At 64.7% G+C, this 10388-nt stretch carries 10 protein-coding genes; 4 read left to right on the plus strand and 6 right to left on the minus strand.

The window, feature by feature from the left end; all coding sequences use genetic code 11:
• Window positions 1–137 precede the first annotated feature (137 nt).
• Complete coding sequence (apaG, locus tag PSO31014_RS14845) at window positions 138–512, plus strand: Co2+/Mg2+ efflux protein ApaG (protein WP_130027213.1); 375 nt, start codon at window positions 138–140, stop codon at window positions 510–512.
• Between the two features lie 27 nt (window positions 513–539).
• On the opposite strand, the gene PSO31014_RS22710 is transcribed toward apaG, so the two are convergent.
• Entirely contained in the window at window positions 540–791 is a 252-nt protein-coding gene (locus PSO31014_RS22710; protein WP_246176647.1) for a hypothetical protein, read from the minus strand.
• Here PSO31014_RS22710 and mltA point away from each other — a divergent pair.
• Window positions 790–1932, plus strand: coding sequence for a murein transglycosylase A (gene mltA / locus PSO31014_RS14850; RefSeq protein ID WP_246176648.1), 1143 nt, complete (start codon window positions 790–792; stop codon window positions 1930–1932). The two genes, PSO31014_RS22710 and mltA, sit on opposite strands and share 2 nt — an antisense overlap.
• A gap of 73 nt (window positions 1933–2005) precedes the next feature.
• Here the strand turns inward: mltA and paaK are convergent, their stop codons facing one another.
• From paaK to paaN, 5 genes are all read right to left on the minus strand, one after another.
• The gene (gene paaK / locus PSO31014_RS14855; protein WP_150552284.1) at window positions 2006–3301 is read right to left on the minus strand and encodes a phenylacetate--CoA ligase PaaK; all 1296 of its coding nucleotides are present in this window, start codon (window positions 3299–3301) and stop codon (window positions 2006–2008) included.
• Between the two features lie 93 nt (window positions 3302–3394).
• Window positions 3395–3853, minus strand: coding sequence for a hydroxyphenylacetyl-CoA thioesterase PaaI (paaI, locus tag PSO31014_RS14860; protein ID WP_174976524.1), 459 nt, complete (start codon window positions 3851–3853; stop codon window positions 3395–3397).
• A gap of 32 nt (window positions 3854–3885) precedes the next feature.
• Window positions 3886–4668, minus strand: a complete 783-nt coding sequence (gene paaG / locus PSO31014_RS14865; RefSeq protein WP_017233191.1) for a 2-(1,2-epoxy-1,2-dihydrophenyl)acetyl-CoA isomerase PaaG — start codon at window positions 4666–4668, stop codon at window positions 3886–3888.
• A gap of 53 nt (window positions 4669–4721) precedes the next feature.
• Entirely contained in the window at window positions 4722–5924 is a 1203-nt protein-coding gene (gene pcaF / locus PSO31014_RS14870; protein WP_150552285.1) for a 3-oxoadipyl-CoA thiolase, read from the minus strand.
• Window positions 5925–6044: 120 nt separating this feature from the next.
• Window positions 6045–7739, minus strand: a complete 1695-nt coding sequence (gene paaN, locus PSO31014_RS14875) for a phenylacetic acid degradation protein PaaN (RefSeq protein ID WP_150552286.1) — start codon at window positions 7737–7739, stop codon at window positions 6045–6047.
• 532 nt (window positions 7740–8271) lie between these two features.
• Between paaN and PSO31014_RS14880 the strand changes: the two genes are divergently transcribed.
• Entirely contained in the window at window positions 8272–9048 is a 777-nt protein-coding gene (locus PSO31014_RS14880) for an enoyl-CoA hydratase (protein ID WP_150552287.1), read from the plus strand.
• An 84-nt stretch (window positions 9049–9132) separates the two neighbouring features.
• Window positions 9133–9936 (plus strand): basic amino acid ABC transporter substrate-binding protein, encoded by an 804-nt coding sequence (locus PSO31014_RS14885; RefSeq protein ID WP_150552288.1) that lies wholly within the window; start codon window positions 9133–9135, stop codon window positions 9934–9936.
• The last annotated feature ends 452 nt before the right edge of the window (window positions 9937–10388 follow it).

Below are 10388 nucleotides of genomic sequence, written 5' to 3' on the forward strand. Positions count from 1 at the left end.
GACCGAACCGGCGGGCGCCCGTACCCTTCGAATCGGTCGCCGACTGGCGTGTTTGCCGGTTGCGACCCGCGACGACTTGCCGCAGAATGCGTTGCAAAACGCCACCAGAGAGCACGCATGCGCTACAGGAACACTCGATGAGCCAGTATGAATTTACCGTCACAGTGCGCCCGCAATACCTCCCGGAGCAATCGGAACCGGATCGGCAGCAATTCGCCTTTGCCTACACGATCACGATTCGAAACAGCGGGGAAGTGCCGGCACAACTGATCTCGCGCCATTGGGTGATTACCGACGGCGATAACCATGTGCAGGAAGTCAACGGCCTGGGCGTGATCGGCCATCAACCGTTCCTGCAACCCGGCGAGCAGTTCGAGTACACGAGCTGGGCGATGGTCGCCACGCCGGTCGGCACCATGCGCGGCGAGTACTTTTGCGTGGCCGAGGATGGCACGCGTTTCGACGTTCCCATCGCCGAATTCGCGCTGACCATGCCGCGCACGTTGCACTGAGCCGGGCATGCGCGCATCGTTCGGGCGTCAGCGGCGGTCGTCGGACCAGTCTTCGCGTTTGAGCGGATCGTCGGCCGCGCTTGCGGCCGCGTCCCGATCGCGCTCATCCACCGGGTCGACGGTATCGCTCGGCATCGGCCGGGTCGCGCGCATCTGGCGAACCCTGCGTGTAGGCGACGGCTTGCGACGCATCACCACAATCGCGGCGACGATCGCGATCGCCAGCAACACCTCCGGCAAGACCAGCAAGGCCGGATATTCATCGAACAGATTACCCATGACGCTCTTCCTGACGAAGTTCGGGCGGTGGCGCGCCGGCCGGGGCCTGGCGTTCGCCGCGTTTGCCGCATTGCTCTACGGTTGTTCGAGTGTGCCTCCGACGGGCACGTCTCGTCCAGGCACGCCGCCGTCGACCGTGGCCACGCCGCCGTCGGGCGCGGGCCGCATGCAGCCCGTGTCGTGGTCGCAGGTCGACGGCTGGCAGGACGACTCGCTCATCGGCGCGCGCCTCGCGCTCGCCCAGAGCTGCGTGAAGCTCGGCCGTCAAACCCACTGGCAACCTGCCTGCCGCGCGTCCGAGCGTATCGACGATCTGGATCCGGCTGCGGTCCGGCAGTTCTTCGAACAATACTTTACGCCGTTTCGCATCGCGAACGCCGACGGCACGCAGACGGGACTGATCACGGGCTACTACGAGCCGTTGCTGCATGGCTCGCGCGTGCGTGGCGGCGTGTATCAGACACCGCTTTACAAATGGCCCACCGGGCGCCGGGCCGGATCGCTGCCCGCGCGCGCCGAACTCATGCGCAGCGGCATCCTGCGCGGCCACGAGCTGGTGTACGTCGACGATCCGGTCGAAGCCTTCTTCCTGCAGGTGCAGGGCTCGGGGCAGGTGTTGCTCGACGATGGCACGGTCATGCGCGTGGGCTACGCGGGTAACAACGACCAGCCATACAAGTCGATCGGGCGCTGGCTGATCGATCATGGCGAGATTACGCCCGCGCAGGCGACGATGCAGGGGATTCGCGCGTGGGCGCGTGCCAATCCGTCGCGCGTCGATGCCTTGCTCGACGTGAACCCGCGTTTCGTCTTCTTCCGCGAGATGCCGAATCACGGCGTGGGCGGTATCGAGGGGCCGGTGGGCGCCCTGGGCGTGCCGCTCACGGCGGAGCGATCGATCGCGGTGGATCCGGCCTCGATCCCACTTGGCAGCCCGGTGTTCCTCGCGACCACGCGCCCGCCGTTCGGTGCCCAGGCGAATACCCCGATCAACCGGTTGATGTTCGCGCAGGACACCGGCAGCGCCATCAAGGGCGGCGTGCGCGCCGATTTCTTCTGGGGGCTGGGCGACGACGCCGGCGATCTGGCCGGGCGGATGCGCCAGAGCGGCCGTATGTGGGTGTTCTTGCCCAATCAGTGAGCGTCGAGCGTCAACGAAAAAGCCCGCGAATCGATCGCGGGCTTTTTTTCATCGTGACGGACGTGGCCGGCGCTTATCGCACCCGATTGTCCAAAACCCGGCGCGCCTTGCCCACCGAGCGCTCGATGCCGCCGACCGGCTTCACGCGCACCGAGCACGATACGCCGATGAGCGTCTTGATGTCGCGCTTGAGTTCGCCGCCCGCCGATTGCAGCGCGGCGTCGTCGTGACAGCCGACGGCCGCCTCGACTTCAACGGCCATCGTGTCCATCGGGCCTTCCTTGTCCAGGATGATCTGATAGTGCGGCGAGAGCAACGGCTGGCGCAGCAGCAGCTCCTCGATTTGCGACGGGAAGACGTTCACGCCGCGAATGATCATCATGTCGTCGGAGCGGCCGGTGATTTTCTCCATGCGGCGCATCGTGCGCGCCGTGCCCGGCAGCAGACGCGTGAGATCGCGCGTGCGGTAGCGGATGATCGGCAGCGCTTCCTTCGTGAGCGAGGTGAACACCAGTTCGCCGAACTCGCCGTCGGGCAACACCTCTCCGGTCACTGGATCGATGATCTCGGGGTAGAAGTGATCTTCCCAGATCGTCGGGCCGTCCTTGGTCTCGGCACATTCGCTGGCGACCCCGGGGCCCATCACTTCCGACAGACCGTAGATGTCGACCGCGTCGATGCCCATGCGCTTCTCGATGGCCGAGCGCATGTCGTTCGTCCACGGCTCCGCGCCGAAGATGCCGATGCGCAACGACGATTCGGCGGCCACCAGGCCTTGACGCTCGAGTTCGTCGGCAATCGCGAGCATGTAGCTCGGCGTGACCATGATGATGTCCGGCTTGAAGTCCTGGATCAGTTGTACCTGCTTCTCGGTCTGGCCGCCGCCGAACGGGATCACCGTCAACCCGGCACGCTCGGCGCCGTAGTGCGCACCGAGCCCGCCCGTGAACAGCCCGTAGCCGTAGCTGACGTGCACCTTGTCGCCGCGACGCGCCCCGGCGGCACGGATCGAGCGCGCAACCAGATCGGCCCACGTGCTGATGTCGTTGGCCGTGTATCCCACGACCGTCGGCTTGCCGGTGGTGCCCGACGACGCATGCACGCGCGAGACCTGCTCCATCGGCACGGCAAACATGCCGAACGGATAGCTGTCGCGCAGATCCTGCTTCGTCGTGAACGGGAACTTGGCCAGATCGGCCAGCGAGGTCAGATCGTCCGGGTGGACGCCTGCCTCATCGAACTTCCGGCGATACACCGGCGAATTCTCATAGGCATGCCGCAACGTCGTCTTCAGACGGTCGAGCTGAAGGGCGCGCAGTTCGTCGAGGCTCGCTTTCTCGATCGGCTCGAGCGGCAAGGCGGTGGTCATGACTGTCTCCTTGGGACTGGCTACTTACTAATACTCACTGATACGTGTGTGACTCGCGAACCCGTGCCTGGATGCGCGTGCTGCCGGGCCTTGTCAGACGACGCTGCCCTTGATTTGCGCGGACTTGCCGCGGAACATCGCGACGGCTTCACCGGCCGAGTTCGTCAAGCGAATGTCGTAGATTCCGTGACGCCCCGAGAGCACCTGCTCCTGCGCCTCGGCGGTGAGCGTGTCGCCCCCCGAGACCGGCTTCAGGAACTCGATGCTGCACCCGGCGGCGACCGTGTTGATGTTGTAGCTGTTGCACGCGAAGGCAAAGGTCGAGTCGGCCAGCGTGAACATCAAGCCGCCGTGGCAGATGGCGTGACCGTTGAGGAATTCGTCGCGAATACGCATCGTCATGCGTGCATAGCCCGGACGCACTTCCTGCAACTCCATGCCGAGCCACTGGCTCGCGCGGTCGCTGCGGTACATCGATTCGCCCGTGGCGCGGGCGAGTTCTTCCGGTGTCATCTCACTGGTTGCCTTGGGGGCGGGGGAGGTCTGGCTCATCGTGTCTCTCGTGTTGTTATGGTGTCGGTCGATCAGCGGCCTTCGAACTTCGGCGCGCGCTTCTCCAGAAACGCGTTCACGCCTTCGGCATAGTCGTACGAGGCGCCGAGCGCGCGCTGTCCGTCGCGTTCGAGATCGAGTTGCTGGTCAAGCGTGTTGGTCGCCGAGGCGTACAGCGCCTCCTTGATGGTGGCGAGGGCCTTCGTGGGTTGCAACGCCAATTGCGCGGCGAGCTTCTGTGCTTCGGGCAGGAGCGCGTCATCGTCGACGCAGCGCCAGATCAGGCCCCACTGCTCGGCTTGTTCGGCCGAGAGCTTGTCGCCGAGCATCGCCAGCCCCATCGCGCGCGCCATGCCGACACGTTGCGGCAGGAACCACGTGCCGCCGGTGTCGGGCAGCAGACCGATCTTCACGAACGCCTGCAGGAAGTTGACCGACGCTCCCGCAAGCACGATGTCGCAGGCGAGCGCCAGATTCGCGCCCGCGCCCGCCGCGATGCCGTTCACTGCGGCAATCACCGGCAGCGGCATCGCGCGCAGTTTGCGCACGAGCGGGTTGAAGTTTTCGTCGATCAGCGCCCCGAGATCGGTCGAGGCACCCGGCGTGAAGTCCAGATCCGCCAGATCCTGGCCGGCGCAGAAGCCGCGTCCGGCACCGGTCAGCACAATGGCGCGCGCCCCTTGTGCCTGGGCGGTATCAAGGGCATCGCGCAACGCCGCATGCATCTCCCGCGTGAAGCTGTTGAGCTTCTCGGGTCGGTTGAGCGTGATCGTCGCGACGTTGGCTTGCAGCGTCAGTTGAACCGTGGCGGTCATCGGTGTCTTCCTCCGGGTGTCGTGATATCGAATGAGCGGGGCAGGGTTCGCGATCAGAGGCGCTCGATGGCGATCGCGATGCCCTGGCCCACGCCGATGCACATCGTGCACAGCGCGTAGCGTCCGCCGGTTCGGTGCAACTGATACATCGCCGTGGTGACCAGACGTGCGCCCGAGGCACCCAGCGGGTGGCCCAGCGCAATCGCGCCGCCGTTCGGGTTCACGCGGGCGTCGTCGTCGGCAACGCCGAGCTGACGCAACACCGCCAGACCCTGGCTCGCGAAGGCTTCGTTCAGTTCGATCACGTCGAACTGATCCAGCGTCATGTTCAATTGTCGCAGCAGCTTGAGCGTGGCCGGGGCTGGCCCGATGCCCATGATGCGCGGCGGCACACCGGCGGTTGCCATGCCGAGCACGCGCGCGCGCGGCGTGAGGCCGTGCAGCTTGGCGGCGCTCTCGCTCGCGAGCAACAGCGCGCACGCGCCGTCGTTCACGCCGGAGGCATTGCCCGCGGTCACGGTGCCGTCCGCACGGACCACGCCCTTGAGCTTGGCCAGCGCTTCGAGGCTCGTGGCGCGCGGATGCTCGTCACGGTCGACGACGATCGGATCGCCCTTCCTTTGCGCGATCGAGACCGGTGTGATTTCCTGCGCGAGCGTGCCGTCGGCCTGCGCGCGCGCCGCCTTCTCCTGGCTGCGCACGGCGAAGCGGTCTTGATCTTCGCGGCTGATCTTGAAGTCGTCGGCGACGTTTTCGGCCGTCTCCGGCATCGAATCCACGCCGTACTGCGCCTTCATCAGCGGGTTGATGAAACGCCAGCCGATGGTCGTGTCGAAGATCGCGGCCTGACGCGAAAACGCGCTGTCGGCCTTGCCCATCACGAACGGTGCGCGGGTCATCGATTCGACGCCGCCGGCGATCATCAGTCCCGCTTCGCCCGCCTTGATGGCGCGTGCGGCGGTGCCGATGGCATCCATGCCCGAGCCGCACAGGCGGTTGAGCGTGGCGCCCGGTACGTCGATCGGAAGTTCGGCGAGCAGCGACGCCATGCGGGCCACGTTGCGGTTGTCTTCACCGGCCTGATTGGCGCAACCGTAGATGACATCGTCGATCAGGGTCCAGTCGACGTTCGGGTTGCGCGCCATGAGCGCCTTGAGGGGAACCGCGCCGAGGTTGTCGGCGCGTACGTCCTTCAGGGCGCCGCCGTAGCGGCCGATGGGGGTGCGGATCGCGTCGCAGATGAAGGCTTCGGTCATGATCGTTCGTTCCTGTCTTGTCTTGTCTTGTCTTGGGGGCGGGGCTTGCTCGGCGTGCCCGGCGGCGCGCGTAGCGCAAGGCTTCCCGTTCCCTTATCTATATATAGATGTATCGGAGGCTCAGGCAGCGCCGGCGTCGGACTTGGCCGGCACATGGTGGCGGCTTTGCACGACACGGAAGCGATTCGCGACGAAGGCGGCGTCGGCCAGGCTCGCGTTGGCGGCTGGGTTGCCGCCCGTGCCGTGGTAATCCGAGTAGGCTGCGGATTGGTTCACGAACACACCGCCCGTCAGGTTGAGCGACAGGGCCACGCGCCCTTCGATGGCGGCGTCGAGCGCCTGGGCTTCGCCCTCGGCGGACGTGGTGTAGGCCGACAGCGTGAGCGCGCCATGATGCGCGGCGGTGCGTCCGGCCAGCGCGAACGCCTGGGCGCTGTTGTCCACGGCGATCACGAACGCGATCGGGCCGAACCACTCGCGGGTGTAGGTGGCTTCGTCGGCCACATCGAGCGCGACGATCAACGGCGTGCGCACGCGGGCGTCGGCGAAGGCCGGGTGCTGGAGCGCCTGGCTGTCGAGCACGACGCGTCCGACCTTGCGGGCGTCGTCGATGCGAGCGAGCACGCCTTCGTTCTGAATCGCGCCGAGCAGCTCAACGGCCTTGGCCGGGTCGCTGCACGTCTTCTGCACGCTGCCCGCGATGGCGGCGACCACTTCCTCGAACGACACCTTGCCGTCGGGCGTCTGGATGCCGTCGCGCGGAATGTAGATGTTCTGGGGCGCGGTGCACATCTGGCCCGAATACAAGGCCAGCGAGAAGCCAATGTTGCGGGCCATGCCCTTCAGGTCGTCCGTCGAATCGATCACGATCTGATTCACGCCGGCCTTCTCGGTGTAGACCTGCGCCTGACGCGCGTGGGTCTCCAGCCAGTCGCCGTTGGCGGTGCTGCCGGTGAAGTCGATCACGCGCACTTCACCGCGCGTGGCCAGTTGTTGGACGATGGCGCCGTCGTTCGGGTTGGTGGCTGCGAGCGTCACGACATCCGGATCGAAACCGGCGTCGCGCAGGACCTCACGTGCGATCTTCACCGTGATGGCAAGCGGCAGGATCGCGCCCGGATGCGGCTTGACGATCACGGCGTTGCCGGTGGCCAGGCTGGCGAACAGGCCCGGATAACCGTTCCACGTCGGGAACGTGCAGCAGCCGAGCACCAGCGCCACGCCGCGCGGCACGACCGTGTAGCGCTTTTTCATGGCGAGCGGCGGGTTCTTGCCCTGCGGCTTTTCCCAATAGGCGCCCGCCGGGATGCGGCGCAGTTCGTCCCATGCATAGGCCACGGCTTCGAGGCCGCGGTCTTGCGCGTGCGGGCCGCCGGCCTGGAAGGCCATCATGAACGCTTGGCCCGTCGTGTGCATCACGGCATTGGCGATTTCAAAGCTGCGCGCGTTCAGGCGCTTGAGAATTTCCAGCGACACGCCGACCCAGGCGTCCGGGGTGGCGGCGCGCCATGCCTTGTGGGCGTCGCTCACGCGGGCCAGCAGGGCGTCGATCTCGAAACCGGGATACGTCGTGCCGAGCGCGAAGCCGAACGGCGAGACCTCCTGGCCGACGCTACCCGTGCTGCCGCGCTGTTCCAGCGGGAAGGCGGCATTCAGATACTGTTTGAAAGCGGCTTCGCCGTCGGCGGCGGCCGTCTCGCCATAAGCACGCGGGCTCGGCATTTCCGTAAACGGGCTCCAGTAACCACGCGTGGCGATGGCCTGAAGGGCGCGCTCGAGAGTCTCTTGGTGTTTGGCGAAGAGGGGATGAGTCATGGTTGTGGATCTGTCCGTGTCGGGATGCGGCTGGCGGATTCGCTGTCTGCCGACGGGCGGCAAGACGCAGGTGACGGCACCGGGTCGTCGTCGATCGCTTTCATCGACATTAATTAACCGACCGGTTGGTTTGTTAATATAGCACCAAATCTTCCGGGCGTGGCACACGATGATGCCGGGTTTTCCCCGACGACTTTGGTGGCGTCTGGAGAGTTGAGCGTAGGCGGTGGCGATGACGGTGATGAGGCTGTGCCCCGGCGGTCGTGGCGGTGACTCGGCGCGGAGCGCGGGTCGTCTGCTTGGCGGAACGGCAGGTGCGTGGCCGGGGGATCGATGGCATCATGCCTAACCACTGCAGTCGACGCCTGGCGGGTCTTGTTACCCCTGCTCGCCGTGTGCGCCGCAGCGCTGTTGCGAGCCGACGGTGTGTCCATCGCCTGATGCCTGTTTCCGGTGACTGTCAGGGTATCGATTTCCTGAGTGCGCCGGCCCCCGAAACAAAAGACGAGACTTTGACTGGAGGAAGAAGAGGATGACGTACGAGAATATTCTGGTGGAAACGCGCGGCCGCGTCGGCCTGATCACGCTGAATCGTCCGAAAGCGCTCAACGCGCTGAACGATGCGCTGATGGACGAACTGGGCACCGCGCTCACGGCGTTCGATGCCGACGAAGCCATCGGCTGCATGGTGATTACCGGTAGCGAGAAGGCATTTGCTGCGGGTGCGGACATCGGCATGATGTCGAAATACACCTTCGCGGATGTATTCAAAGGCGACTACATCACGCGCAACTGGGAAACGGTTCGCCGTATTCGCAAGCCGGTCATCGCGGCCGTATCGGGTTTCGCGCTTGGCGGCGGCTGCGAACTGGCGATGATGTGCGATTTCATCATCGCCGCGGAGAATGCCAAGTTCGGCCAGCCGGAAATCAAGCTTGGCGTGATTCCGGGCGCCGGCGGCACACAACGTCTGACGCGCGCCGTGTCGAAAGCCAAGGCCATGGACATGTGCCTGACCGCGCGCTTCATGGACGCCACCGAGGCCGAGCGAGCCGGATTGGTATCGCGCGTGGTACCGATCGAGACGCTGCTCGACGAAGCGATCGGCGCGGCCAACACCATCTGCGAATACTCGTTGCCGGTCGTGATGGCGGCGAAGGAAGCCGTCAACCGCGCATTCGAGTCAACGCTCGACGAAGGCGTGCAGTTCGAGCGCCGGATGTTCCATTCGCTCTTCGCGCTCGAGGATCAGAAGGAAGGCATGGCCGCGTTCGTCGAGAAGCGCAAACCGGTTTTCAAGCATCGCTGATTCTGGCGTGAAGTACCGTGGCGACCTCCTGCGGGGAGGTCGTCCTATGATAGGCTGCCGGTTTTTTCAGCAAGGGACAAAACGATGTCGATCAACCGACGCACATTTGCGCTGGCCTTAGTCGTGGCCTCGGGGCTGCTGTTGAGTGCCTGCGGGAAGAAGGAAGAATCGACGGCGGGCCGGTCGGCGGGAGCGGACGGCGCGCAGCCTGTATACGTTGTCGGTACCGACGCGGCCTACGCGCCATTCGAATTCGAAACCGATACCCGGCAGATTGCCGGCTTCGACATCGATGTGATGAAGGCGGTCGCGGACAAGGCGGGCATCTCCGTGCGTTTCGTCAATACGCCGTTCGAGGGCATCTTCAATTCGCTGGTTCAGGGCGATAGGGACATTCTGATTTCGGCGATCACGATCACCGACGAGCGTCGTAAGCAGATGGATTTCTCGGCGCCTTACTTCGAGGCGTCGCAGTTGATTGCCGTGCCGCTGAACTCGACCGTGCAGAAGTTCGACGATCTGAAGTCGCTCAAGGTGGGCGTGCAGACGGCCACCACGGGCGACGAGGTGGTGCAGAAGCTCATGGGCAAGAACAATCCGTCGGTCAAGCGCTTTGAGGGCACACCGCTCGCCATGAAGGAGTTGGAGGCCGGGGGCGTGGACGCGGTGGTGGCCGACAACGGGGTCGTGGTGAACTTCGTTGCCAACAATCCGGATGCCAAGTTGCGCACGGTCTCGGACAGCAGCTTCCCCAAGGAGTACTACGGCATCGCAGTACGCAAGGGGGATGCCGAGTTGCTGGGCAAGATCAACAAGGGCATCGAGGCGATCAAGGCGGATGGCACATATGACGCCATCTTCGCGCGCTACTTCGGCAAGAAGTCCTGAGCCCCGCCATGGGCTGACGGCTGCGGGTGCCGAGGTCGGTTGAAAGGCCCCGCCATGTCACATGGCGGGGTTTTTTCATGGGTTTTCAAATTATTTTCACAAAGGGCTTGCCAGCGTTCGGGGTTTTCACTAATATTCCGTCTCTCGCAACGACGGCGACGCAGCGAAAGCGGCGAAGCGGTGGAGGCGACGGGCTGGAAAGCCTGGTGGTTAGGGGTTTTGGAGCTTGTGAGTCGCTACGGCGGCGAGCGAAGAAAGCGAAAAAAACTGTTGACGACGACGAGAAGCTGCGACATAATCTTGCTTCTCTGCTGCAGATGCAGCGACGCAGAAAACGAAGCGACGGCGCGGTAAGTGTGCGACGAAGCGAAGTTCGATGCGATTGATCTTTAAAAACTAGACAACCGATAAGTGTGGGCACTCGATGAATAGTGCGTCTGCTTCGGCAGATA

The sequence above is a fragment of the Pandoraea soli genome, from assembly GCF_902459595.1.
GTDB classification, from domain to species: Bacteria; Pseudomonadota; Gammaproteobacteria; order Burkholderiales; family Burkholderiaceae; genus Pandoraea; species Pandoraea cepalis.